Annotated in this window: 28 protein-coding genes; 24 read left to right on the top strand and 4 right to left on the bottom strand. The window is 60.6% G+C overall.

Annotated elements, in window-relative coordinates; genetic code table 11:
* Positions 1 to 24 precede the first annotated feature (24 nt).
* From P1X16_RS21860 to P1X16_RS21785, 16 genes are all read left to right on the top strand, one after another.
* A complete protein-coding gene (locus P1X16_RS21860) occupies positions 25 to 942 on the top strand; it encodes a pirin family protein (RefSeq protein WP_277233771.1) in 918 nt (305 codons plus the stop codon).
* The gene (locus P1X16_RS21855; RefSeq protein ID WP_277233769.1) at positions 939 to 1,253 is read left to right on the top strand and encodes a GNAT family N-acetyltransferase; all 315 of its coding nucleotides are present in this window, start codon (positions 939 to 941) and stop codon (positions 1,251 to 1,253) included. The genes P1X16_RS21860 and P1X16_RS21855 overlap by 4 nt, the downstream gene beginning before the upstream one ends.
* 69 nt (positions 1,254 to 1,322) lie before the next feature.
* Positions 1,323 to 1,922, top strand: coding sequence for an NAD(P)-binding domain-containing protein (locus P1X16_RS21850; protein WP_277233767.1), 600 nt, complete (start codon positions 1,323 to 1,325; stop codon positions 1,920 to 1,922).
* A 63-nt stretch (positions 1,923 to 1,985) separates the two neighbouring features.
* Positions 1,986 to 2,957: an alpha/beta hydrolase gene (locus P1X16_RS21845; RefSeq protein WP_277233765.1), complete on the top strand. Its 972-nt coding sequence runs from the start codon at positions 1,986 to 1,988 to the stop codon at positions 2,955 to 2,957.
* Between the two features lie 144 nt (positions 2,958 to 3,101).
* Entirely contained in the window at positions 3,102 to 3,554 is a 453-nt protein-coding gene (locus P1X16_RS21840; RefSeq protein WP_277233763.1) for a cupin domain-containing protein, read from the top strand.
* Between the two features lie 78 nt (positions 3,555 to 3,632).
* Entirely contained in the window at positions 3,633 to 4,094 is a 462-nt protein-coding gene (locus tag P1X16_RS21835) for a DUF305 domain-containing protein (RefSeq protein WP_277233761.1), read from the top strand.
* 21 nt (positions 4,095 to 4,115) lie between these two features.
* The gene (locus P1X16_RS21830) at positions 4,116 to 5,522 is read left to right on the top strand and encodes a hypothetical protein (RefSeq protein WP_277233759.1); all 1,407 of its coding nucleotides are present in this window, start codon (positions 4,116 to 4,118) and stop codon (positions 5,520 to 5,522) included.
* A gap of 281 nt (positions 5,523 to 5,803) precedes the next feature.
* Positions 5,804 to 6,550 (top strand): SDR family oxidoreductase, encoded by a 747-nt coding sequence (locus P1X16_RS21825; protein ID WP_277233757.1) that lies wholly within the window; start codon positions 5,804 to 5,806, stop codon positions 6,548 to 6,550.
* A gap of 44 nt (positions 6,551 to 6,594) precedes the next feature.
* The gene (locus P1X16_RS21820) at positions 6,595 to 7,587 is read left to right on the top strand and encodes a quinone oxidoreductase (RefSeq protein WP_277233755.1); all 993 of its coding nucleotides are present in this window, start codon (positions 6,595 to 6,597) and stop codon (positions 7,585 to 7,587) included.
* Between the two features lie 122 nt (positions 7,588 to 7,709).
* A complete protein-coding gene (locus P1X16_RS21815; RefSeq protein ID WP_277233752.1) occupies positions 7,710 to 8,279 on the top strand; it encodes a Crp/Fnr family transcriptional regulator in 570 nt (189 codons plus the stop codon).
* A 66-nt stretch (positions 8,280 to 8,345) separates the two neighbouring features.
* Positions 8,346 to 9,281, top strand: coding sequence for a helix-turn-helix domain-containing protein (locus P1X16_RS21810; protein ID WP_277233750.1), 936 nt, complete (start codon positions 8,346 to 8,348; stop codon positions 9,279 to 9,281).
* Between the two features lie 102 nt (positions 9,282 to 9,383).
* A complete protein-coding gene (locus P1X16_RS21805) occupies positions 9,384 to 10,094 on the top strand; it encodes an SDR family oxidoreductase (protein WP_277233748.1) in 711 nt (236 codons plus the stop codon).
* Between the two features lie 421 nt (positions 10,095 to 10,515).
* A complete protein-coding gene (locus P1X16_RS21800) occupies positions 10,516 to 11,172 on the top strand; it encodes a hydrolase (RefSeq protein WP_277233746.1) in 657 nt (218 codons plus the stop codon).
* A 138-nt stretch (positions 11,173 to 11,310) separates the two neighbouring features.
* Positions 11,311 to 11,721, top strand: coding sequence for a hypothetical protein (locus P1X16_RS21795; RefSeq protein WP_277233744.1), 411 nt, complete (start codon positions 11,311 to 11,313; stop codon positions 11,719 to 11,721).
* A gap of 355 nt (positions 11,722 to 12,076) precedes the next feature.
* Positions 12,077 to 12,550 carry a DNA starvation/stationary phase protection protein gene (locus P1X16_RS21790; RefSeq protein WP_277233743.1) on the top strand — a complete coding sequence of 158 codons (474 nt, stop codon included), beginning with the start codon at positions 12,077 to 12,079 and terminating at the stop codon, positions 12,548 to 12,550.
* Between the two features lie 256 nt (positions 12,551 to 12,806).
* Positions 12,807 to 13,808 carry a glyceraldehyde 3-phosphate dehydrogenase NAD-binding domain-containing protein gene (locus P1X16_RS21785; protein ID WP_277233741.1) on the top strand — a complete coding sequence of 334 codons (1,002 nt, stop codon included), beginning with the start codon at positions 12,807 to 12,809 and terminating at the stop codon, positions 13,806 to 13,808.
* A 168-nt stretch (positions 13,809 to 13,976) separates the two neighbouring features.
* On the opposite strand, the gene P1X16_RS21780 is transcribed toward P1X16_RS21785, so the two are convergent.
* Together P1X16_RS21780 and P1X16_RS21775 are read right to left on the bottom strand one after the other, a co-directional pair.
* Positions 13,977 to 14,732, bottom strand: coding sequence for an SDR family oxidoreductase (locus P1X16_RS21780; RefSeq protein WP_277233739.1), 756 nt, complete (start codon positions 14,730 to 14,732; stop codon positions 13,977 to 13,979).
* Between the two features lie 78 nt (positions 14,733 to 14,810).
* Entirely contained in the window at positions 14,811 to 15,689 is an 879-nt protein-coding gene (locus P1X16_RS21775; RefSeq protein WP_277233737.1) for an SDR family oxidoreductase, read from the bottom strand.
* 393 nt (positions 15,690 to 16,082) lie between these two features.
* On the opposite strand from P1X16_RS21775, the gene P1X16_RS21770 reads away from it, so the two are divergent.
* The 4 genes from P1X16_RS21770 (at position 16,083) to P1X16_RS21755 (ending at position 19,598) form a co-directional block, all read left to right on the top strand.
* Positions 16,083 to 16,355, top strand: coding sequence for a UBP-type zinc finger domain-containing protein (locus tag P1X16_RS21770; RefSeq protein WP_277233736.1), 273 nt, complete (start codon positions 16,083 to 16,085; stop codon positions 16,353 to 16,355).
* Positions 16,356 to 16,386: 31 nt separating this feature from the next.
* A complete protein-coding gene (locus tag P1X16_RS21765) occupies positions 16,387 to 17,781 on the top strand; it encodes an ATP-binding protein (protein ID WP_277233734.1) in 1,395 nt (464 codons plus the stop codon).
* Between the two features lie 158 nt (positions 17,782 to 17,939).
* On the top strand, positions 17,940 to 18,962 hold the full coding sequence (locus P1X16_RS21760) for an oxidoreductase (protein ID WP_277233733.1): 1,023 nt from the start codon (positions 17,940 to 17,942) through the stop codon (positions 18,960 to 18,962).
* Between the two features lie 144 nt (positions 18,963 to 19,106).
* Positions 19,107 to 19,598: a response regulator gene (locus P1X16_RS21755; protein WP_346771261.1), complete on the top strand. Its 492-nt coding sequence runs from the start codon at positions 19,107 to 19,109 to the stop codon at positions 19,596 to 19,598.
* Positions 19,599 to 19,770: 172 nt separating this feature from the next.
* Here the strand turns inward: P1X16_RS21755 and P1X16_RS21750 are convergent, their stop codons facing one another.
* Both P1X16_RS21750 and P1X16_RS21745 read right to left on the bottom strand, forming a co-directional pair.
* Positions 19,771 to 20,169 carry an SRPBCC family protein gene (locus P1X16_RS21750; RefSeq protein ID WP_277233731.1) on the bottom strand — a complete coding sequence of 133 codons (399 nt, stop codon included), beginning with the start codon at positions 20,167 to 20,169 and terminating at the stop codon, positions 19,771 to 19,773.
* 217 nt (positions 20,170 to 20,386) lie between these two features.
* Positions 20,387 to 21,412, bottom strand: coding sequence for an Atu2307/SP_0267 family LLM class monooxygenase (locus P1X16_RS21745; protein ID WP_277233729.1), 1,026 nt, complete (start codon positions 21,410 to 21,412; stop codon positions 20,387 to 20,389).
* A 352-nt stretch (positions 21,413 to 21,764) separates the two neighbouring features.
* Here P1X16_RS21745 and P1X16_RS21740 point away from each other — a divergent pair, with 352 nt between their 5' ends.
* The 4 genes from P1X16_RS21740 (at position 21,765) to P1X16_RS21725 (ending at position 24,850) form a co-directional block, all read left to right on the top strand.
* A complete protein-coding gene (locus P1X16_RS21740) occupies positions 21,765 to 22,046 on the top strand; it encodes an SDR family NAD(P)-dependent oxidoreductase (protein WP_277233728.1) in 282 nt (93 codons plus the stop codon).
* A 254-nt stretch (positions 22,047 to 22,300) separates the two neighbouring features.
* Positions 22,301 to 22,732 (top strand): DUF4267 domain-containing protein, encoded by a 432-nt coding sequence (locus P1X16_RS21735; RefSeq protein ID WP_277233726.1) that lies wholly within the window; start codon positions 22,301 to 22,303, stop codon positions 22,730 to 22,732.
* On the top strand, positions 22,729 to 23,208 hold the full coding sequence (locus P1X16_RS21730) for a DUF1772 domain-containing protein (protein ID WP_277233724.1): 480 nt from the start codon (positions 22,729 to 22,731) through the stop codon (positions 23,206 to 23,208). Before P1X16_RS21735 ends, P1X16_RS21730 begins: the two co-directional genes overlap by 4 nt.
* Positions 23,209 to 23,707: 499 nt before the next feature.
* Positions 23,708 to 24,850 carry a DUF5694 domain-containing protein gene (locus P1X16_RS21725; RefSeq protein WP_277233722.1) on the top strand — a complete coding sequence of 381 codons (1,143 nt, stop codon included), beginning with the start codon at positions 23,708 to 23,710 and terminating at the stop codon, positions 24,848 to 24,850.
* Positions 24,851 to 25,138 lie beyond the last annotated feature (288 nt).

Here is a 25,138-nt window from a genome sequence, read left to right as displayed (position 1 = left end):
ACGCTGCCAACTAGCACGCACGCCATGACCAAATCCATAATCGCGCAGGTTGGGGGTACCAACACCAAAGTGGGCAAGCTGCTCGTCAACCGGCTGCTGCCCAGCCGGATGGTAGCCGCCGTGGGCCCGTTCGTTTTTCTGGACCACGTGTACCCCACCCGATTTGAAGGCCAGGTGCCGAAGGCCCCCACCGGCGAAACGGCCCACCCGCACCGGGGCATTGCCACCTTCACCTACGTGCTCAGCGGCGCCATCGAACACTACGACAGCGCTGGCCACCACGGCGTGGTAGCGGCGGGCGGCGCGCAATGGATGAAGGCCGGTTGGGGCGTGCTGCACGACGAAAACCCCAGTCTGGGTTTTCAGGCCAGCGGCGGCGTATTGCACGCGCTGCAATTCTGGATCAATCTGCCGGCCCGCCATAAAGCCGAAGCTCCCGATTACTTGCCCCTGCAACCCACGGCGGTGCCCGAAGTGCTGCTGCCCGAGGCGGCGGGCAGCCTGCGGGTGCTGCTCGGGGCGCTCGGCGACGCCGTCTCGCCGGTGCCCGCCAGCAGTCCGCAGTTCTTGTATCACTTGCAGCTCAATCCCAAGGCCACGTTTTCGCTGACTACCAAAGTGGGGCTGGATTACGCCGCCTTCGTGCCAGCCGAGTCGGTCCGGATCAACGGCCAGCCCTACGGCCAAAGTGAACTGGTGCTGTTTGGCCCGGAGATAGGTCCCATCACCTTCACCAACCCTAGCATTGAGATGGTCAGCGTGCTACTTTTTGGCGGGGAACCATACACCGAACCGGTGGTGGCCCAGGGGCCCTTTGTGATGAACAGCCACGCCGAAATAGCCACGGCCTACGAAGAGTTTTTCGCGGGCGGCTACGGGCAGATTCACTACGAGGTGGTCACGTCGCCACAAGACTTATCGACTCGCATCACCCTGCTATGAATCCCAGCTACCAAGCCTTACCGCTCACCGATAACGCCTACGACCAGCAGTTCGAGCTGGCAGTAGCTGATGCTACCGCGCTGCTGCAGTATCAGCTGCATCACCACTACCTGAGCTTGATCCACACCGAAGTACCCAGCGACTTGCAAGGGCAAGGCGTTGGCAGCGCCCTGGTGGAAAAAGTGCTGCACCAGGCGGATGCGCGCCACCTGACCGTCATTCCGCTGTGCCCGTTTGTGGCACGCTACCTCCACCAACACCCCAGCTGGTACCGGCTGGTGGCCCCCGGCTACCGACCTGCCAACGCTTAATAACAGCAGCCTAACGTTCGCCAGACACTCGTTGTCAATTACTTAGTTGTTTTACCATACCCAAACTCCATGAAAATAGGAACTATCGGCGCGGGCAATATCGCGCAGGCGTTTGTTCGCCACGCCGCCCAAGCTGGCTTCGAGGTGGTTGTCAGCAGCAAATCAGGGCCGGCCGCCCTTACCGACTTGGCGGCCACGCTTGGGCAAGGCGTACGGGCGGGCACCGTGGAAGAAGCGGTGCAAGCCGACCTCGTGCTGCTGTCGGTGCCCTGGGATGCGGTGGCAAACGTGCTGGAGCAGGTGCCCAGCTGGAAAAATCAAATCCTCGTGGACACCACCAACGCCATTCACTTCCCCGACTTCCAGCCCTTGGACCTGGGCGCCAAAACTTCGTCGGAAATCGTGGCCGAGCAAGCGCCGGGCGCGCGGGTCGTGAAGGGCTTCAACACCCTGGCCGCGGCCCTACTGGCGGCCAGCCCGAGCGAAAGCGGCGGGCAGCGGGTCGTGGTTGTTTCCGGCGACGATGCCGCGGCCAAAGCCGACGTGCTGGCGCTAATCAGCAAAATGGGGTTTGCTGGCCTCGACCTGGGCGGACTCTCGACCGGCGGGCGGCTCCAGCAGTTCGGCGGCGCCTTTTCGGGCGTCAATCTGGTAAAGCTGCCGGCGTAGTAGCACCTCCTGCCCGCTGTTCAACTCTCGCATCACCACCTCAATCAATTAACTCCTTTCCGTATGCAAGCACCTCCTTTTGCCACCGACCAACACCTCGACCCGCAGGTTATCGAGTTCCTTAAAGCCCTGAATACCGGCGGCCCCGGCCTCGAAACCCTCCCCGTGCCCGATGCCCGCCAGGTGCTGGTCGGCGCGCAAGCCTCCGTCAACGTGGACCTTTCGGGCGTGGAAACCACGCAGCGCACCATCGAGCAAGATGGCTACACGGTGCCGCTGCACATCGTGCGGCCCACGGGCACCACCGATACGGTACTGCCCGCATTCATCTTTATTCACGGCGGCGGCTGGGTGCTCGGCGACTTCCCCACCCACCAGCGCATGGTGCGCGACCTAGTGGTAGAATCGGGCTTCGTGGCCGTGTTCGTCGATTACACCCCCAGCCCGGATGTGCAGTATCCGCAGGCCATCAACGAAATCTACGCCGCTACCAAGTGGGTGGCGGAAAACGGGGCCGAAATCAGTGTGGACGGTAAAAGCCTAGCGGTGGTGGGCAACAGCGTAGGCGGCAATATGTCGGCCGTTACCTGTTTGCTGGCCAAGGAGCGAGGTGGCCCGCACATCAAGCTGCAAGTCCTGCTCTGGCCCGTAACCAATGCCGATTTCACCACCGAGTCGTACCAACTGTATGGCCAGGACCGCTTCCTGACCGCCCCGCTCATGGAGTGGATGTGGAGCACCTATACCACTGACTTAACCAAGCGGAAAGAAATCCACGCCTCGCCCCTCAATGCCACCCTGGAGCAGCTGCAAGGCCTACCGCCGGCCCTGATTCAGGTGGCCGAAAACGACATCCTGCGCGACGAGGGCGAGGCCTACGGCCGCAAGCTCAGCGAGGCCGGCGTACCCGCCACCACCATCCGCTACAACGGCATGATTCACGACTTCGGCCTGCTCAACGCCTTGGCTAAGGTGCCGGCGGTCAGGTCGCTGTTTGTGCACGCGGCCGCCGAACTCAAGAAGTATCTCGGCTAAGCTCCGCTTTGTCGCCAATTCTTTCAGCCCCTGCTTTTTACCCGAGTTAGGGTACAAGGCAGGGGCTGTTGAGTTGAAGTTAGGCAGGCCTACCCGGTAAGCCTGTTCGCTGTGCTCTCTCTGTTAATTCATCAATTCCAACGCATGAACCAGTCTTTCTGGCTTTTAGGCACCCTCACGCGCATTCTGGCCGACCACGAAACCACCGAAAACCGCTACGACCTTATTGAGGGCACTTTCCAGCCTGGCGTAGCCACGCCGCTGCATCGCCACACCACCTATTCCGAACACTTAGTTGTGCTAGAAGGTGAATTTACCGTGCACACCGAAACCGAGGTAGTTGTGTTGAAACCAGGGCAGGACTTCTTTATTCCGCGGGGAACTGTCCATGCCGTCGTGAGCGGCCCGGCGCTGTCACGCGGGCTGGTAGTAGCCTCACCTAGCGGCTTCGCTCGGCTCATCAAAGCCGCAGGTACCGTAGCCGACCCATCGGACTTATCGCCTACCTCGCCGCCCGATATGGAGGCGTTTGCCCGGGCTTCGGCCGAGATTGGCGATGAAGTAGTAGGACCGCCTCCAACAGCAGGTCGCGAATAGGATAGCCTTTGTACTGCCATTCATTTAGGGTGCGTAGCAACTGGCTGCTTGCCTACTCCTTAACCAAACTCTCTACTGATGACGCTACCCCTGAAATCCTTGCCTTTGCTTCTACTCCTGGCTGCTACGCCCGTGGCGGTAGCGCAGGCGCAAACGCATGACCACCACGGCATGTCGGCGGCAAAAAGCGGCTCGCCTCAGGCCATGCCCTCGATGGCCGGCCTGGTGGCGGGCACGTCAGCGGCGGCTTTTCATTGGCAGATGGATTCGGTGATGACGGTGATGGACAAAGGCATGCAGCACATGGGCGGCGTGCCGCCTACCGATATCGACGCCAGCTTCGGGGCCATGATGGTACCCCACCACCAGGGCGCCGTTGACATGGCCCGCCTGCAGCTACTCTACGGCAAAGACCCCGAGCTGCGCCGCCTGGCCCAGAGCATTATCGCCGAGCAGCAAATCGAGATTCAGCAGATGAACGCTTGGCTGCGCAAGCACGGGGCCGCCGCCACTACCTCGCCAGCACCGGCGCAGCCCTGATTTTTCTTCCTAGCCAATGCCATGAAATACCTACTTTTCGGCGCCCTCTTAGCGGGGGGCCTGCCCGGCTACGCGCAAACCGTAAGCCACCGCGACCGGGTGTACACTGCCGACCAGATTTCCAACACCGTTTCGGTTATCGACCCGGCCGACAACAAGCTGCTGGGCCAGCTTATCCTGGGCAAGCCGCAGCCCGATATTCTGACGCCGCTTTACCGGGGGCAGGCGCTAGTGCACGGCCTCGGCATCGCGCCCGACCACCGAACGCTGGCCGTGGTGTCGATTGGCTCCAACAACGTGACGTTCATCGACCCGGCCACTAACGCCATCAAGGGCAGCGTGTACGTGGGCCGGGCCCCACACGAGCCCACCTTTCGGCCCAACGGCAAGGAAGTGTGGGTAACGGTGCGCGGGGAAGACTACATATCGGTGATTGACGTGGCCACCATGCGCGAAACGCGCCGCGTGCAGGTACCGAATGGGCCCGGCATGGTGGCTTTCAGCCCCGACAACAAGCTGGCTTTCGTGTGCTCTAGCTTTTCGCCCGAGCTGACTATGGTGGATGCGGCCACCTATAATGTTATCAAGCACGTACCGGTTGCTAGCCCCTTCTCGCCCAACATCTTCGCCACCAAAGACGGGCAGCAGGTGTGGTTTACGCACAAGGACGTGGGCAAGGTGTCGGTGCTGGACGTGAAGACCCTACGCATTACCAAGGTGCTCGATACGGGGCCCATCACCAACCACGTCACCACCCTGGATACCAAACTAGGTAAGGTGGCGTACGTGAGCGTGGGCGGCGAAAACGTGGTGAAGGTGTATTCCCGCGAGGCAGGCTTCCAGCAGCTTGCTACTATTCCGGTGGGAGCACTGCCGCACGGCATTTGGGCCTCGGGCGACGCTAGCCGCGTGTACGTGAACCTGGAAAATGCCGACTCGGTGGTAGCCATCAGCACCGCTACCAACCAAGTAATCGGGAAAGTGAAAGTCGGGCAGGCCCCGATGGCGCTCGTGTACGTGCCGAACGCCGTGCCCGCCGGGGCGGCAGACCTCACTAAGCTCGGCCGGCAACTCGTGGACCAGCCCGCCGTGGTGCGCGAGCTGAAGGCCGTTGGGGCCGGGGCCGCGGCCGGCTCCCTAGTCACGCGCTCGGAAGGACTGGTTGACCTCGCCTCCTTTTCCCTGATGCACCTGCAACCCGACACCGAATACGACATCTACCTGAGCCGGGCCACGCAAGCCCCCTACTCCCGCGACTACCCCTTACTTACCGTGCGCACCGATGCCAAAGGCGCCGCCATGGCTCAAACGCTAGGCCCCGTGCAAGCGGTACCCACCGCCGATCAGACTAGCGCGGGTACCACGTACCAGCGAGTAGTAGTAGCGCTCAAGGGGGCAGGCAGCACCCCAGTGCTGGTGAGCCGGTAACGCACTTGTATTCGTGCCTCCTACAGCTTGTTGAAACTAGGTCAGTTAAGGCCCAGGGAGGAGTTAAAGCAGCAGAGCCCTTAAGAAGAGAAACTTCTCCCTAACCAGGGGCAGCCGCCCTTGACAATTGTCAAGGCGTTTTCTTGATAATTGTCAACGAGGGCGGGGCAGGAGTGACGAGACCTTTGTCATGTCGAAACAGTCCGGATAAGCAGGGCCGACACATCCTTTAACCCGCCGCAAGTCAAGCTAGAACACTTGCGGCCCTACCTTCTCATTACATGAATCGCCTAGTAGATAAAATTGCTTTTGTAACGGGGGGCAGCCGCGGCATTGGGGCCGGCATTGTGCGGCGCTTGGCTACGGAAGGCGCCGATGTGGCCTTCACCTACACCCATTCCGCATCCCAGGCCGAAGCCATCGTGGCCGAGCTAGCCAGTACGGGCCGCCGGGCCCTGGCTATTCAAGCCGACAGCGGCGATACGGCCGCTATTCGGGCAGCCGTGGCCGAGACGGTGGCCCAGTTCGGACGCATTGACGTGCTGGTGAACAACGCGGGCTTGTTTATCACGGGTACCGTCGATGATGCCGCCGCCGACCTGGCCGCCTTCGACCGGCAACTGGCCGTGAACGTGGCGGGCGTGGCGGCCACCGTGCGGGCCGCCGTGCCTTTTATCGGGGAGGGCGGGCGCATTATCTCCATCGGGTCTACGGGCGGCAGTCGAGCCCCCTTTCCCGGCATTGCCGACTACGTGGCCACCAAAGCAGCCGTAGCAGCCTATACCCGCGGCTGGGCCCGGGACCTAGGTCCCAAAGGCATCACCGTGAACGTGATACAGCCCGGCAACATCGACACGGACATGAACCCGGCCACGAGCGACTTTGCGCCGGCGCAAGCCGCTGGCACGGCACTCGGGCGCTACGGCCGGGTAGAGGAAATTGCGGCCACGGTGGCCTTTCTCTCCAGCGCCGAAGCCTCCTACATCACTGGGGCCACCATCAATGTGGATGGCGGGCAAAGCGCCTAGGAGGCGCGTAGTTTAGGTCTTCGCCTTCTTTCGCTAGTAGCTCTATGGAACCTCTTTCAGCCGCCGCCCCCACCGGCGTCGTGTATATGCAAGCGCCCGGGCCGCCTTCGGTCCTGGTGTATGGCCGGGAAGAAATTGGGGCGCCCGGGCCGGGACAGGTGCGGGTGCGTCAGGCAGCCATCGGCGTCAACTTTGTTGATACCTACTTCCGCAACGGCAGCTTCGCGGTGGCCTCCTTTCCCTTCGTGCCCGGTGTCGAGGCGGCGGGCACCATTGAGGCCGTCGGACCAGACGTGACCAGCTTCCGAGTGGGCGACCGGGTTGCGTATCACTTTGTGGTGGGGGCCTACGCCGAAGTACGGCTGATGCCCACCAACGGCCTGGTGCGTATACCCGATGATATCTCCTTAGCTCAAGCGGCCGCCGTGACAACCAAGGGGCTGATGGCGTGGGCCTTGCTGCGGCGTATTTATCCGGTGCAGGCCGGCAGCGTGGTGCTGGTACACGCCGCGGGCGGCGGCGTGGGCTCACTCACGGCGCGCTGGGCCCGGGCGCTGGGTGCCACCGTTATCGGCACGGTGGGCACGGCCGCGAAGCTGGCCGCGGTGCAGCCCTACCTGGACTACGCCGTTGCCCTCGACCAAGAAGACTTGGCGGCGCGCGTGCTGAAAATCACGGCCGGGCAGGGGGTTGATGTGGTGTATGATGGCGTGGGACAAGCAACGTTTAACGCCTCCGTGCCCGTAGTAAAGCCCGGTGGTACGCTCGTGCTCTACGGTTCGTCGTCGGGACGGCCCCAACCGCTGACGCCCGCCGTGCTCGCCCAACGGCAGCTTACCGTTGTTTCGCCCGTGCTGGGCACCTACCTGCCCACCCAAGCGGCGCTGGAGCAGGCCGCGGCGGATGTATACGCTGCCCTCCAACAAGGTTGGTTTGGGGAGCTGACGACGCAGAATTACCCCCTTGCCGAAGCCGCCCGGGCCCACGCGGACTTGGAAGCCCGGCGCACCACGGGCTCGGTGCTCTTGCTACCGTAGGGTAAGGGTAGTCTCTGGCGGCTACCTTGGTAGGCCGTTGTTCAACCAACAGCAACGGGGGCTAGGATGGAGCCAAGCAAAAAGTCTTTCTTTTGCGCTTGGTACCATCCTAGCCTCCGTCCATGTTTGCCGTGTTTGAGCAGTATCTGCAGAGTAAAGCATTCTTCACCCTGGCCGAAATCGAGCAGATAAAAGCGGTGAGTGTTGTGCGCACACTGCGCAAGCGGCAGTACCTACTTCAGGCCGGTGACGTGTGGCAGGCCAATGCCTTCGTGGCCAGCGGCTGCCTGCGCACCTATTCGGTCGATGCCAAAGGCCTGGAGCACATCATCGGGTTTGCGGTGGAAAACTGGTGGGCCAGCGACCAGGAAAGTCTGCTTTCCGGTCAGCCCTCCCGCTATCATATCGAGGCTACGGAGGATTCGACGGTGATAGTGCTGAAAAACGACGATTTTGAGCGGCTGCGCCGCGAAGTTCCGGCGTTCGACCAGGTAGTTAAAGCCCTGGTGCTCCGCAGCTTTATGGCCTCGCAAAGTCGGGTGCACTCGGCAATCAGCTATTCGGCCGAGGAAAAGTACCGCGAGTTTCTGCAAAAATATCCGGGCCTGGCGCAGCGCATTCCGCAGCACATGGTAGCTTCTTACCTAGGCCTCACAGCCGAAACCCTCAGCCGCATCCGCCGCCAACTGTAGGCACCTTCTGCGACCTACAAGTAGAAATGCTGCCTACTTACCCGTTTGATTCGTACAATTGCTCGTATGGAACCAAAATCCCTAGCCGCTTTCTATGCCGCGTGCGCGCCGTCTTCTGAGTCGGCGGCGGGCGTCTTGCCGCCGCCCGATATGGCGCAGGGCGTAGGACATTTCAACGTCTTCCCGTTAGCGGACCTGCGCGAGGCGCCCCCGATGTCGTTCAGCCGACGAGCCTACCATAAAATCACGCTCTGCCGCGGGCACAGCCAAGTGGAGTATGCCGACCAAGCTCCGCACCGCGGCCTCAACACCTTGTTTCTGGTTACGCCGCGCGTGCCGTACCGGTGGCTGCCCCTCACCGAAGCGCCGGAAGGCTACTGCTGCCTTTTCGACGATGCGTTTCTGCTGCCCGCCCGAACGGGGGTGGTGCTGGCCGAGCTGCCGATATTCCAGCCCGGCGCCTACCCCGTGTGGGAGGTATCGGAGGCGGAGTGCGCGGCACTCGAAGCGGTTTTCGAGAAGATGGCGCACGAACTTTCGTCGCGCTACGCCTACAAGCATGACCTGCTGCGCACCTATTTGTGGGAGTTGATTCACTTGGTGCAGAAGCTGCAGCCGGCCCCCGCCCCGCTGGCCACGCACAGCGCGGCCGAACGGGTTGCCATGCAGTTCACCGACTTGCTGGAGCAGCAGTTTCCGCGCCACAGTCCGCAGCCCCCGTTGCGCCTGCGCACCGCCATCGATTATGCCAACCAGTTAGCCGTGCACGTCAATCACCTCAACCGCGTGCTCAAAGAAACGACGGGCCACACGACCACTACACTCCTTAGCCGCCGACTGGCGCAGGAAGCCAAAATACTGCTGAAGCAAACCACCTGGAGCATTTCGGAAATCGGCGATAGTCTGGGCTTTGCTGATGTCGCGCACTTCTCTACTTTTTTCAAGCGCCACGTGGCCCAAACGCCAAGCGAGTTCCGAAGCCAAGCCGTGTTTGAAATCTAAAACAAATGGCTTGATTGGCGAAGTCTGCCCACGGCTTTCCTGCTCAACCTTTGTGGGGTACTTACTCTCCTCCCGCTGCCGGGAGGCAAACCCCTAGACAACATGGAAAACAAGAAAATTGCGCTGGTGACCGGTGGCAACAAAGGCATCGGCTTGGAGATTGTGCGCGGCCTGCTACGGGCGGGTTGCCGGGTATACCTCGGGGCCCGCGAGGCAACTAAGGGGCACCAAGCAGCGGCCGAGTTAGCGCCGGAAGGCGAAGTAGTGTTCTTAGAAGTGGACCTAATCAACCAAGCAACCTTGGATGTTGCCGCGGCGCAGTTGCAGCGCCAAGAAGGCCACCTCGATATTCTGGTCAACAACGCAGGCATCAACGTGACCGGCGACGGTGTTCCAAGCACTGCCGACGTACGCAGCGTGGAGCAGGTGCTTCGCACCAATTTCCTCGGTACGCTGGCCGTCACGCAGGCGTTTTTACCGCTGGTCAAGCAAGCCGCGGCGGGGCGCATCGTCAACGTGTCCAGTCCGCTGGGCTCGCTCACGCTCAGTGGCCAGAACGACTGGGGCCTGCTAGGGTACTCGGCGTCCAAAGCCGCACTAAACATGCTGACTGTGCAGCTAGCCTACGAGCTGCGCGACACCGCCATCAAGGTCAACTCGGCTGCTCCCGGCTACACGGCCACCGACTTAAACAACTTTGCCGGTACCGACACTCCCGCGCAGGGGGCCGCGGAAGCCATCCGGCTGGCCCTGCTGCCGGCCGACGGTCCCACTGGCACCACCTCTTCTTCCACGGGCCTTCTGCCCTGGTAAAGTATTATCGGTCAACAGGAATCCATTGTGGTCGATAGATAGGCAGTTTCAGAATAGATCCAGCTATTGGACTTGATGTGCAAAAGCCGGAGCCGGGTAAGTTGCGCCAGACGCAAACTACCCGGCTCTGGCTTTTGTGTGTTTTCCTCAAAGGCGAGTTAACAACTCTTTTCCACCGTCGATGATGTGGGGCGTCTTGCAGGCGGCATAAAGCCTGGGATTGCCCCTTGGTATTCGCACGGCCATACCATTTGATTGGAATTTGTGACAAGCTAATTAAAGCAACAGCTAGGACGACGAAGCAGGATTTAACTATGATGGGATATTGACATAAGTCAATGCGGAGGCTAGCCCGGAGCGCCACTTTTGTCGGAGGATTTGCTGACAAACCTTATTCTCCAACCCTTACACGCTTGGTAACATGACCGCCAACCAATCACCTAAAACGGGCTACGATGCTCTGCTGACCCCCCAAAACAGTATGCTGCTGCTCATTGATCATCAGCCGTTTCAGTTTGCCAACCTGCACAGCCACGAGCCGACCCTGCTGGTTAACAACGCAGTGGGCCTGGCCAAAACAGCGAAGGTGTTCGGCGTGCCTACCATCCTAACCACGGTGGTGGAAGAGCGCGGCGGCCTGCTGCTCAAGGGCATCCGGGATGTTTTTCCCGGGCAAGAAATCATCAACCGCACCACTATCAACACGTGGGAAGACGCGCGCGTGGTAAGGCAGGTGGCGCAGGCGGGCCGCCGGAAGCTGATTATGGCGGGCTGGTGGACGGAAATCTGCCTGGCCATGCCCACCATTCAGGCGCTGGGCGAGGGCTACGAGGTGTATATCGTGACTGATGCCTCGGGCGGCGTGTCCACGGAGTCGCACGAGCGGGCGGTGCAGCGCATGGTGCAGGCCGGGGCCGTGCCCATGACCTGGATGGCCGTGCTCTCGGAGCTGCAGCGCGACTGGGCGCGCACCGAAACGACCGAAGGGGTGGCCGAAATCTTATTTGAGCACGGTGGCGGCAGCGGCGCGGCCTTACAATGGGAACGGCAGCTGCTGGGCGTGGGGGCGGGAGCCTAACCGGGCCTTGGCCCGGGGGTAGTGTTGCCGCAGCGGTTTGCCTACGCGGGCTCCGGATAGCGCTGCGCCCGAAGCCCGCGTAGGCAAAGCCTGGCAGAACCGGCCTAGCCGGAGCGAATGTTTTTGATTGACCACCTTATGCAACAGTTCCTAGATATTTCGTACCGCCGCCAAGAAAATGTGCTGGTAGCGCGCTGGATTCAGCAAATGCGCACCGATGCCGACTTTGAAGCTGGTTACCGCTACCTGCTAAAAATGGCGCAGCAGCACAACTGTCCGTTTTGGCTGCTGGACGTCCGGCGCTGTCCACCCAACTGCGCGCAACAGGCGCGGTGGCTGACAGAAGAGTTTTGTCCGTTGGTTGCCACGGCGTTTGGCACGATGGCCCCAATTTTCGGGGCCCACCTGGTATATCCCTCTCATCTCGCGCATTATCAAAGCGTAGTGCTCCCCATTCTCACGCAGGACAGTACGAGCAGTTATCAGGTGGCCGCTTTCATCGACGAGGGCCCGACCATTGCGTGGCTCCACCGCCAGCAGCGCTCCTAAGCAGCCTTCCTTTTAGCGGAGCCTTTATCTAGCTTGATTTGCCTACCCATCGGCTGGCGCTACCAAGCCTCTACAGGCCTTAAGCAGGCTCTTATTTAGCAGCATTTCATACCGAATTGACTAGTAACAGAAGCCGGAGCCGCACTACTGCAGCCCGCACCCTAACGCCTCTGTAGCCTTGTAATTCATCGATAATCTTGACAAAAGTCATGGTAATCGGGGCTAGCCAGCCACCACCTTTGCCCTGGCTTAAACAGCGGGGTGGGCAGTTCGGTCGCACGCTGTTTACCCGTAGTGCCGGAAGGCTCACTTTCCCCTTTCTTGAAATATTCTGTACCTCTTATCCCGCTTACGGATGAAAACTACCATTGGTATTGCCGCGGAACAACGCGAAGTTGTGGCCCATCAATTAGCCACCTTGCTGGCCGACGAGTTTGTGCTTTCCACCAAAACGCTGCGCGCCCACTGGAACCTGGAAGGCCCCGACTTCCACAGCATGCACCGCTACTTCGAAGAACTTTACCAGCAGGCCGCCAAGCGGGCCGACCAAGTAGCCGAGCGCATCCGCCAGCTAGGCCATTACGCGCCGGCTTCGCTGAAAACCTTCCTGCAACTCACCCACCTGACCGAGCATGACGACGCCGGCAACGACAGCCTCAGTCTGATTCGGGTGTTACTTCGGGACCACGAGAGCATCATTGAATTTATCCGGGGCAACATCGACGCACTGCAAAGTACCCATAAAGATGCGGGCACGAGCGACTTCGTGCTGGCCCTGCTCGAGCAGCACGAAAAAACAGCCTGGATGCTGCGCGCCCACCTCAAGTAAAGGCCGCGGAGTAGCAGGCGGGCAGCCGGCCGCGTGCTGAAATTTCGGAGCAAAAGGCCGGTTAGGTTACACGCCCGAGGGTAATTTCTTCTCCAAATGGTTCTTTTTTAGCATATGAATACTTTGATTAGTATTTAGATTATGATCTTCAAAGCCGGGGGCCTCCTGCTTTCCTGCCGACCAACAGAGAAGCCGGACCCCGGATTATAATCTTTTCAGTTTTTCTGGCTGGTTGTTTTCTCCTTTGTTTTCCTCTATGAAAACCATTGCCCTCTATGGATTTGGCCGCATTGGGCGGCAGTTTCTGCGCGTAGCGCTGACCGAACGCCTGTTTGTACCGGTGTCGGTATCCGACATTCGGGACGAGGCCACCCTGGCGGCCCTCTTTGCCGTGGACACCAACTATGGGCGCTGGCCCGAAGCCGTGGCGGGCACCCCTGGCCAGCTACGAATCGGGGAGCGGGACATCCCCTACCTGAATTCGGCCACTGAAATCCCTGATTGGGCCGCCCTAGGCGTGGACTTAGTAGTGGATTGCACTGGCCGGGCGACCACCCGGGCCGGCGCGCAGGCCCACCTCGACCGGGGGGCCAAGTACGTGTTGGTGAGCGCGCCGAGCAAGACGCTGGCTGACTGCGACGCGGTGCTACTCAAGGGCATCAACCTGGAAACGTTCGACCCGGCCCAGCACCACATTATCAGCATGGGTAGCTGCACCACCAACGCGCTGGCCGCACCTATCAAGGTTATTCTAGAGAACTTCGGTATCCAGTACGGCCTGTTTTCGACCGTGCATTCCTACACCAACAGCCAGTCGCTGACCGACCAGCCTATGAAAGACCGGCGCGACTCATGGGCCGCCGCCGAGAACATTATTCCTTCGTCGTCGGGGGCGGCGCGGGCTCTGCAATTCATCTGGCCCGACCTACAAATCACGGGTAAAGCCTACCGCGTGCCCACCCGCACGGGCAGCATCGCGGAGCTAAACCTAGTGACGGAAAAGGAGTGTACCGTGGACGAGGTAAAGGCCGCATTCCAGCGCGCTGCCCAGGCAGGGCCGCTGCAGGGCGTGCTCGACGTGCTGGAAGACGAGTGGGCTTCCTGCCGCATCGTGGCCGACCCGCACACGGCCCTCATCGACCTCCCCTTGACGGCTAAGCAGGGCCAGTTGCTGTCGGTGGCCTCGTGGTACGACAACGAGTGGGGCTTCTCGAACCGCCTAGCCGAAGTAGCGGCTTATTTGGCCGAGCGCATCTAAGCCCCGACCCTACCAGCGGGTAGTAGTGGCCCTAAAGGCCGCAGCCGGCGCCCCCGTGCTAGTGGACGAATAGGACGCCGTTATCCTGCTTATTCTAAAAAAACAACTGAGCCTAGCATCGTCCACAAGATGCTAGGCTCAGTTGTTTAAACACTTAACCTCAATAGCTTACAGCGTGGCCATGCCACCGTCGATTATCATTTCGGCCCCAAGCATGAACGAAGAATCGCTCGAAGCCAGGAACAGCGCCGCCTTGGCTATTTCCTCCGGCGTGCCGAAGCGTCCCAAAGGAATCTGGCTGCGGATGCCGTCGCCCATTTGCTGCAATTGCTCGTTGGTAATGCCAAATTTTTCGGTGGAATGCAGCGGCGTAGCAATCGGGCCGGGGCTGATGGCATTGACCCGGATTTTCTGCGGAATCAGCTCGGCAGACAGGTTACGCGCCAGGGAAAGAAGCGCCGCTTTGGAGGCGGCGTACGCGCTGGCGCCGGCCATGCCGATGTGCGCGTTGATAGAGGTATTGAGAATGATAGACCCGCCCGGCCGCAGCAGTGGCAGCAGCGCCTGAATGGTGAAGTAAGCGCCTTTGAAATTGGTGTTCATTGTCGCGTCGAAGGAGGCGGGCGTCACGTCGCTGATGGGGCCAAGCAGGGCGATGCCGGCATTGATGAACAGGATGTCCAGGTGCGGAGTCAATTCCTTCACCTGCGCCTGAAGCAACTCAACTTGACTGAGTTTGCTGGTGTCAGAAACCAGACCTAAGACTTGGCTGCCTACTTGGCGAACGGCTTCGTCCACAGTGTTTTGCTGGCGCCCAGTGATGATGACTTGCGCGCCTTGTTCGGCAAATTCTTTAGCGGTGGCCAAGCCGATGCCGGTAGTCCCGCCGGTAATCAGCGCCACTTTACTAGTAAGCTTTTTCATGCGTAGCACGTCTTGAAAGGAAGTATTGGAATGGTAATCGTGCTGCTGCGGGGGCACGGACCCGACGGCTGGCCTCGGCTAGGAGGCGGCGAACTGCTCGCGGTAGTCTTGGGCAAACTGCCCGATGCTGTGCGGCGGGCGCTGAATGAGCTCTGCTACCGTGGGGGTTACCCAGGCGGCGCCATCGTTTTTATAGAGGCGGTAGAGCTCCAGCAAGCTAGTGCGCATCCAGTCAGGGGCTTGTGTTAGGGCTTGGGCAGCGGCTTCTTCGGGCACTGCCACGTAGCTAATGGTGCGCCCGGTGGCCGCGCTCAAGGCCGCCGCCACCTCTTGGGAGCTAACGGCCGTGGGCCCGGTGAGGGTATAAATTTGGTCCTGATGCGCGCTCACCGGCGTGGTAAGCACGGTAGCGGCCACGGCGGCAATGTCGCGCACATCGATGTAGTTGACGCGGCCCTCGCCGATAGCCAGGTAGAAAGCATTCTGCTGGCGAATGGAGTCCCCATTGTACGTCAAGAAGTTCTGCATAAAGCCACTAGGTCGCAGCACGGTATAGGGCAGGCCACTTTGCGCGAGGTACACCTCCACGGCGCGGTGCCAATGGTTGATTTGGGTGCCGGGCTGCGCATCGGCGCCAGCTCCCGACAGCAGCACGACCTGCTGCACCCCGCTTTGCCGGGCCGCGTCTATCAGCTGCTTGCCGATGGCCACCTGGTCGACGGTAAAAGGCGTGAGCAAAAAAACGCGGTTCACTCCATCGAAAGCGGCTTGTACCGTTTCAGGGCGGGTGTAATCCAGCTCGACGGGTTGTACGGCGGGGTCGAGTGCTCGCAAATCCGCCGCTTTGTCGGCCGAGCGCACACCGGCGCGCACGGTGACGCCCCGGCCGGCCAGGGCCTTCACCACTTCGGAGCTGACGGTGCCCGTGGCACCAGTCACTAATACGGTATCTGACATGAAAAAAAGGAGATGGTAAGAAGTTGGGTTAGTTGCCCATCTGGCGGAGCGCCGTCAAATCTAGACGCCCGTTCTGCGAGCCTCGTCGGCGGCAGCCACCACGCCGCCCGGTATGCCGCTGGTAAGCAATGCGTAGGCCGCCTTACGCGCGCCCTTGGACAGGCAGGAAGGCAAAAGTATTTTCTACGTCCTGCCTGTTTCGTTGACTTTTGTCAAGAATCGCCCCCTACTGGAACTGGCTGGGCGGCATGCTAACAGGCGCTGCACAGTGCCAATTAAGAGTCTTTTCTTGATAAAAATCAATGCTTAAGGGGTAGGAACGCTGGCACCTTTGTCGGGTGCTTGGCAGCTCTTGCCTAGGCCTTTTACTAGTTGACTTTTAACGCTTTTGCAATGGCTGCTCTCTGTTCTCACCTCTCGGCGCTCGACCCGGCGCATCTGAAAACCGCCCCGCAGCACGTCTGCCCCGAGTGCGTGGCCTTGGGCGACACCTGGGTGCACTTGCGCACCTGCCAGGAGTGCGGCCACGTGGGCTGCTGCGACCAGTCCAAGAACAAGCACGCAACCAAGCACTTCCGCGCCACCCAGCACCCGGTGGTGTCGTCGGCCGAGCCCGGCGAATACTGGGTGTATTGCTACCCCGACCAGGAGTTTGCGGAGTACTAGGCTACTTGACCATCGTTTCGTTCGCACGCGCATGGCTCAGCTATTGCCTCCCGACCCTACTGCTCTTGACCACATCACCGCCTTTCAAGGCTTACCGCCCAAGGTATTAGACTGGCTGCGGCAAGCCGGGGAGCTGCGCCAGTATGCCGACGGCGAAACCGTGGTGCTAGCCGGTGCCCCCGCCGACAAGCTGCTGGCCGTGGTGCAAGGCGGCACCTACACCCAACTGCCGGGCGATGCCAGTGCCCGGGGGTTCCGCTTGGCGCCCGGCGACGTGGGCGGCCTGCTGCCGTATTCCCGGCTCCAGTATTTTCCGGCGCAGGGCGTGGCCGTGGGCGAAACGGTGCTGTATGAGCTACCTAGCCGCCACTTTCCAACCCTGGAGCAGGAAAGCCCCGAGCTGGTGCAGCGCCTGGTGGGCATCATGAACGACCGGGCCCGTGACCTGGTGCGTATGCAGGAGCGCGACGACAAGCTGCGCGCCCTAGGCAAGCTCTCGGCCGGTCTCTCGCACGAGTTAAACAACCCGGCGGCCGCTATTAGCCGGGCGGCGGCTTCGCTTACCATTGCCTTGCAAGTTATTCCAACCCAACTGATTGAGCTGCTGGCCACCTGTCCGCCCGCCGAAACAATGGCGGCCCTTACGGCACTGACCGTGTTGCCAGCGGAGCTGCCCCCACCCGTATCGGCTTTGGAAGCTGCCGACCGCGAAGACGAGCTGGCCGCCTGGCTGGAAACGCAAGGTTGTCCTGATGGCTATAGTTTAACTGCGGGCTTGCTCGATGCCGGTTTGGGGGTGGCGGTCCTCGCCCCACTGGCAAACCAAATGCCCACCCACGCCCGGTCCGCCGCCTTCACCTGGCTCAGCGGACACCTCACGGCTGCGCGCCTCACCCGCGACATCAGTGAGGCCTCCCGGCGCATTAGTACTCTGGTAGGCGACGTGCAAACCTACTCGCACATGGACCGCGCTACCGGCCCCGAAAAGCTGGCCGTGACCACCGGCCTCGACAGTACGCTCCACCTGTTTGCGCACGCACTGCGAGAGAAAAACGTGCACCTCACCCGCGCCTACACCCCCAACCTGCCGCTGATAACAGGTCAGCCCGCCAGTCTCAACCAGGTCTGGACCAATTTGATTGACAACGCCTTGGACGCGCTACCCGCCACCGGCGGAGAACTGACGGTGCGCGCTGAGCAGCGCGGCAACAGCCTGGTGGTGGGCGTGCAGGACAACGGTGTGGGTATCACGCCTGAGGTGCTGGCGCATTTGTTCGAGCCCTTCTACACCACCAAGCCTTTGGGCGAGGGCAGTGGCCTAGGCCTCGACATTGCCCGGCGCATCGTGCAGGAGCACGGCGGGCGGATGGAAGTTGCCTCCGAGCCGGGCCGCACTGAATTTACGACCTGGCTACCCATTGGCTAGCCCCCCTAGGCGCCTAGGCGCCTCATGCTCACGCAGCAACCGCCTTTCCGGCGAGCCGTTCGCCTCCGGCAAGTCGCCACAGGTGCTATCAGCGGCTTCCGGCGGAACCAGAAGCTACAACACGCTACTCATCAGTTGCTTATACTTCACTTCCCTATATGTCGGATTCATTCGCTTTTGCCCCTAGCTATCAGCCCACTCCGCAGCAACCCCTAGGGTCGGGCTTTACCGCAGCCAGCACCGCCACCGACGTTATCCGGGGGCTCGACCTCACCGGCCAGGTGGCGCTGGTGACCGGGGGCTACGCCGGCCTAGGCCTGGAAACTGTGCGGGCGTTGCACGGCGCCGGTGCCCACGTTATTGTGCCGGCCCGCGACCGTGCCCGAGCGGCTCCTGCCCTACAGGACTTAGCTGGCGTGGAATTGGAAACGCTGGATTTGCTCGACCCGGCTTCTATTGACGCCTTGGCGGCCCGGTTTTTAGCGAGTGGCCGGCCGTTGCACTTGCTGGTGCTTAGCGCGGGCATCATGGCCAATCCTCTCGCCCGCGATGCTCGTGGGTACGAGTCGCAGCTGGCGACCAATCATCTTGGGCACTTCCAGCTAACCGGCCGTCTCTGGCCGGCGCTGGTGCAAGCGCAGGGGGCGCGGGTGGTGGCGGTGTCGTCGAGGGGGCATCGTATCTCGCCGGTTTTGTTTAATGACCCGAATTTCGAGCGTCAGGCTTACGACCCCTGGGTGGCCTACGGCCAATCGAAAACGGCCAACGTGCTTTTTGCCCTTGGGCTGGACCAGCGCGGACACGCGGCAGGAATTCGAGCTTTCTCTTTGCATCCGGGCAGTATTGCCGGCACGGGGCTAAGCAAGTACGTCACGCCAGAGCAGCTGCGGCAAATGGGCGCCGTCGATGAAGCCGGCAACATCGTGCTGGACCCCGCTCGGGGCCTGAAAACGGTAGCCCAAGGCGCGTCTACCAGCGTGTGGTGCGCTACCAGCCCGCAGCTAGCCGGCCTAGGTGGGGTGTACTGCGAAGACAATGACATTGCGACCATCTACACGCCGGATAGCTCCCCTACCCCACGCCCCATGACCGGCGTCATGGCCTACGCGGTAGATGCGGCGAATGCCGACCGCCTCTGGACGCTCAGCGAGCAACTCACGGGCATCACCTACCCCCGCTAGGGCCCGGCAACTTCCGCAGAAGACGAATCTTTTTCCCTTTAGTAAGCTATGAAAAAGCCCGCCATCCTGGTAGTTGACGATGACCCGCAGGTGCTTGCGGCCATCAGCCAAGACCTGCGCCGCGAGTTTCAGCAGGAGTAGCGCATCCTGAGCGCGAATTCAGGCCCGGAAGCGCTCAAAACGCTCGCTGAGTTGCGCACCCGCGTGGAGCCGCTGGCCCTGGTGCTGGCCGACCAGCGCATGCCCGAAGTGGAAGGCGTGGAAATGCTTACCCGCGCGCTAGCCCTGTTTCCCGAGGCCAAGCGCGTGCTGCTAACTGCCTACGCCGATACCGCCGTGGCCATTCGGGCCGTCAATGCGGCCCAGCTCGACTACTACCTGCTCAAGCCCTGGGACCCGCCCGAGCAGCTGCTTTACCCCGTGCTGCACGACTTGCTGACGAGTTGGCAAGCCACCTACCGGCCCGCCTTCGTAGGGGTGCGGCTCATTGGCTTTCAGTGGTCGCCCCTCTCCCACGAGCTCAAGGATTTTTTCAGCGGCTACCTCGTGGGCACCTCGAAATGCACGGCCGACGACTTGCCGGTGGTTATCTGCCCCGACGGACAAGCCATTTCCCACCCCGACAAAGCCGCCTAGGTAGTTTTCCTTGTTTATAAACAAGGAAAACTACCTAGGCGGCTGCGCTCAGCAGGACCGTTGCTTTGGCAACCTTATACTGTACAACCTCAACACGCGAGATGCTTCGGCAAGCGGACGCCAGGTCAAGCAGGACAGATGGTTTTCCAGACTATGAAACAGCTAACGTAGTCTAGCCTTTCTCCAGCAGTTCTTTGAGCTTGCCCATTTCCTGCTCAATCAGCTCGACGGCTTGGTAAAAGGGCTCATCGGGCATTACCACGGGCTTGGTGAAGGTCATCATGAAGTGGGCGCCTTCGCTGCCGGCCACCACCCGGCACGGCACCAACCAGTTGCCTTCCACGGGGTCATTAAACTCTTGGTCGAGGATGCCTAGCTCCCGGTTCGACACCATTTTCACGTGCTGCGTGCCACGGGGGCCTTCCATGTTCCAGTATCCGTTTTCGCCGGGCGTGGCGCTGAACACGTTGTGAATAGCCCATTGCGGCCAGTTAGACAAGTCGTTGATGAACTCCCACACTCGCTCGGGGCTAGCCTGGATGTTGATGGTTTTGGTGATGGTACTAGCCATAGAAAGAAGGGGTTGCGGCCGCCTGCTCAGAGCAGCACGACCAAGTAAAAGGAAAGCTGTTACTGGTTAACTCACTACTCGACGCGGCAGTTGGCAACGCCTTGCTACTAAGCTGTTTATTTTGGCAGCAACTACCCAATGGCGGACCTGCATCCGGCTCTTGCTCGGCGGTCTGCGCCGGAGCCGCACGCTGCTTTTCATGAGTAGGTCCTAAGGTTCAGGCCCGCAGCAACGGGGCGACGCGCGAACCTAGCAGCTCAATGGCCCGCAGTAGCTTGGCGTGCGGCAGGGTGGCGACGTCCAGTTGAAACGTGACTCGCGAGATGCCACCCAAGGCCTCGCCGTGGCGCAGGATCTTGGCCGCCACTTCCTCCGGATTGCCCACCAGCAGGGCCCCCAGCGGCCCAAGCTGCGCATTGAACTGCCCCCGGGTCACGGGCGGGCCGCCCCGCTCCCGCGACCGGTTGGTGAACGTACGGGCGTAGCCAGGGTAAAATTCCTCTACTGCCTCCTCGGTCGTATCGGCTACGTAGCCCAGCGAGTGCAAGCCCACTTGCAGCTGCTCGGGGGCGTGCCCGGCCCGCTGGCCCGCTTCCCGGTACAGGTCCACCAAGGGCCGAAAACGGTGCGTATCGCCCCCGATGATGGCCACCATCAGGGGGAGGCCCAGCGTACCGGCCCGCACAAACGACTGCGGCGTGCCCCCTACTCCTAGCCAAATGGGCAGCTGCGGCTGCACAGGTCGGGGGTAAATGCCCTGCCCCTGCAGGGCCGGCCGGAACTTGCCTTTCCAATGCAGTTGCTCGTTGCCCCGAATGGCGAGCAGCAACTCCAGCTTTTCCTTGAACAAAGCGTCGTAGTCATCGAGGTCGAAGCCGAACAGCGGAAACGCCTCAATGGACGAGCCACGCCCCACCACCATTTCGGCCCGGCCCTGCGAAATCAAATCCAGCGTGGCAAATTCTTGAAACACGCGCACTGGGTCGGCGGCGCTGAGCACGGTCACGGCGCTGGTCAGGCGAATGCGCTGGGTGCGGGCCGCGGCGGCCGCCAAAATAACGGCGGGGGCCGAGTCGAGGAATTCTGCTTTGTGGTGTTCGCCAATACCAAATACATCCAACCCCACCTGGTCGGCCAGCACGATACGGTCGAGCAAGTGCCCCATTGCTTCTGCGCCGCTAGGGGTGCGGCCCGTACCATTGTCGAGCAGCGCCGCCGCGAAACTATCAATTCCGATTTGCATAAAATGCTTGCCTTAGCTTGAAATGCCTCCCCTTGCCAACCAATGGGGGTTAACACGTACCACTTGTTTGTGAAGGCGGCCTCGCAAAGGTGAACCTAGCTGGCAAGAATTCCTCTTGACTTTAATCAAGAAATCAATCGACCAGCGGCGGGGCCTTACTCGCTAGGAACTCAAGGCAAATGCTATTGCTCACTCACACAGTGCTCATTCCTCGAACCCCGCTGAGTGGGAGCAGTGGTGCCAATCCGCTATATCCCGACGTTGATCTGTATCACAACTTCCGCCTTTTGTATCAGCTGGGCGGTGGGTTAGCGCCGGAATTTTGCGCCATCACTTATTTACTAAGACAGAGATGGCAAAGACAATCTTTATCACCGGCGCTTCCCGCGGATTCGGGAAAATTTGGGCTGAAGCTTTTTTGAAACGCGGCGACAACGTGGCGGCTACTTCCCGCAACGTAGCCGGCCTACAAGACCTAGCCGACACGTATGGCGCGGCCTTCCTGCCCCTGGCGCTCGATATTACCGACCGCGCCCAGTGCGTGGCCACCGTGCAACAAGCACACAACCAGTTCGGCTCCCTCGATGTGGTTGTTAACAATGCCGGGTACGGTCTATTGCAGTTTCTGAATTGATTACTGCCTTTTCCACGGTCTTCGTGTTCGAATAAGCGCTTCCGACCAGCGCATGGGCAGCAAGTTCAGCTACTTCGAGTGCAGCCGCGGGGGGTGGGGTGCGGCCAGTAGCACGGCGTTGGTAGCCTATTTTCCGAAGCTAACGGCGAGCTGGTTGGCGGGCCAATCGTAGCCTTGTGCATTTATGCACTTAGGTGAATGACTGAGTGGACTGCGCGGCCCCACCTTTGGGTCGTACCAATCATCAATCAAGTATGCGTCGCTCGCTTTCTCGCAGCCTAAGTCTGCTCATCGGCCTGGGAATGATTTTCCTCGGTCTTCGCTTCCTGTTGGCCCCACGCCTGGGGGCCGAAGGCTTCGGCGTGTTCCTGCCAGCCACCGACACGCACTACGCCTTTCACTACGCCAAAGGCATTCGCGACATCTTCTCGGGCCTGCTGCTGGTTGTCTTCGCCTCGCTAGGCTACGACCGGCCCTTGGCCTGGGTGTTGCTGCTCGGCGCCCTGGTTCCCTGTGTGGATGCCGCCATCGTGCTGAGCCAGCCTACCGCTTCGCTGGCTCTCGCCATGCCCCATTTCGTGGCCATAGGCTTGTTGCTGCCCTTGGCCTTTTCCCTTTTCACCGTCCGCCCGACGACTCCGGCCGGCACCCAGCAACCGGCGCTGCTTGCCCGGCCCGCATTATGAGTCCGTTATGGCCGCAGGGGCTGGTGGCGCTGGCCTTGCTCAGTAGCGGCGTCGTGTACGGCGTCGATGTTTTCTTTGCCCTTATTGCCCGCCCGGCCCTGCGCCGGGCCGACGCGGCCAGCCTCACGCAGGTGCTAGGCCAGTTGCACGCCGTGGCCGATGCCCGCATGCCCATCATTGGGGGCACGGCCCTGCTCAGTACCGGAGGACTCTTTTTTGCTGCTGGCGGATGGGCAACCCAGCCCGGCTGCTTGGCGCTGCTGGCCCTGCTCGGGTTGCTGACGCAGCTGGCGGCCTACGTACTTGTGGCCCAGCCCGTAAATAAGCGCCAAACTGCGGCAGCGCGCCAGGGCTACACCCCGCCCGATGCCCGCGCCCTGCAAACGCGCTGGGACAGCGTCATCGGTCTGCGGGCCTGCGCGCTCACGCTCGCCATGGTAGCCTTGATTGGCGCGGCCCTACACTTGCCCCACTAGACCTAGCGTCCCCTCGCACCCTGGCAACGCCCTGCCCGCAAAAGTAGGTTGGCTCGTTGAGAGGTAAAACGTCGTTGAATGCTCAGCGGCAAATGATTAACGGGCCCTTTTCAGTCACGCTTCTAGACGAGGTCCACTGGGGGCGTGCATAACAATGTCGTTAGCTTAAAGAAAACTGCTGTATTGGGTATACCGGCAAGAAAACGGCAGGTTTAACCTGTCTGCCCGATGATATGCTTAGTGTATTAATGCCTTTTCAAGGCTTAATTGCTAGCCCGGAGCTTTGCTGCACTTGGCGTCACCAAGCTTACTTCCTCGTCCTGAGGGAAAAAGGCAGTTCAAGCTTTCTAAATTGTTCCTAGGTCTTGTGTTGATGTCTCACTTTCATAGTACGCCCTCCCCCTCTGTCGCCTGTGCAGATAACACGCAACTTCGCAGCCGGTTACGCTTCTTTAAAGCAGTTGATCTAGGTCGATGGTGCTTAGGCAGAGCAGCTTCTTTGAGTCGAATACTAGTGGGGGTACTAGTGGTAGTGTCTGCCTGTAAAACAACGCCTCCGAACACCTCTTCCTCTCAGTACCTGCCCGCCAAAGGCGAACAGCCAGTTAATCCAGCTGGGGCGAAGCAAAAACTAGCTATTGCGCCTACCCAGGTAATGATTTTTGGCCTCGGCCATCTCGACACGGCCCCGGCGTCTTTCCAGGTTGCTTGGCTGGAGCCGGTCCTTTGTCGGCTGCGCGCCTATAAGCCCGACCTTATTCTAACCGAGGCTATGTCGGGGGAGCAAATCATGGGCCTGGATGCGTACGCGGCCTATCACGGCACGGCTAGCCAGTACGCCGGTCCGACCTTGGAAATGGCCAAAACGGCCCAATCCGACCTTCATCTTTCGGCGGCTCAGGCCCTGGTGCAAGCCCATGAACTAAGCAAAAAAGGCAACTTAACGCCTGCCGAACGGCGACGTCTAGCCGGCTTGTTCGTAGCGGCTGCCGAGCCGTTGTCGGCGGCCGTCCAATGGCTACGGTTGCCTGTGGCAGAGCGCATCGGGGCTGATGGCATTTCCCCTGCACTTGCCAAACAGGTCAACCTTTTTGCCACTATGCGCAACGAAATGTCTTCGCTGGCTGCTCGCCTGGCGGCGGACCTCGGATTGGAGCGGGTGTACGGGGCCGGAGACCATCTAAGCGACGTGGCCCAGCCCGATTTCACTGCCTTCAAAACAGCAGTCGCCGCCGAGCCGAGCCAAGTGGATCGGTTCAACCACAACACGCCCGAATTCCGGGCGGTACCAGAAGAAGCCCTGAAGCTGGCCAGCGCTGCCGAAGTGATGCCGGTGATGAAGTGGAAAAATTCAACGCGCTTTGCCGAGTTGGACGCCGAAGCGCAGTGGCTATCGATGCTTGGGAGCGAGAAAATCGGCCGCGTAGGACGCCAACGGGTTGCCGCCTGGGAAGCCCAGAACTTACGCATGGCCGTGGCTATTCGGGAGGCCACGGCCCCGATTGCGGGGGGGCGGGCCCTCTTAATTGTTGGGGCGGCACATAAGCCCTTCATCGAAGCGTACTTACGCACATTTACCGATGTAGAATTGGTTTCTGTGCCAGCTATGCTGGATGCGAAGCCAGTGGGCTGCAACGACTAGAATTAGTTCAGGGAGCAGGGGCTTTGGACAACAGCCGCAGCAGATCTCGCTTTAATTGCGTTGTGGCACGGTAGTCAAGAAGTAGTTTCAACCTAAACTATAAGCGAGAACAATCTCGCAGTGGGTACTACTTGCTAGGTATCCTTGTATGGCAAGCAGACATTAAATTTTATCTTTTCCTGATCTATTTGTTGTTTAGAAGGAATATTACTTGAATATTTACAATCATTCTTTTATTGCTACCATACTTAGTTTTGCCTCTCTAGCCATCATTACGCTAGAAAGGTG

Origin of the sequence: Hymenobacter sp. YC55 (assembly GCF_029433095.1) — a bacterium.
Lineage (GTDB): Bacteria > Bacteroidota > Bacteroidia > Cytophagales > Hymenobacteraceae > Hymenobacter.
Note: the sequence above shows the minus strand (reverse complement) of the source record. Positions and strands in the feature narration are given on the sequence as shown.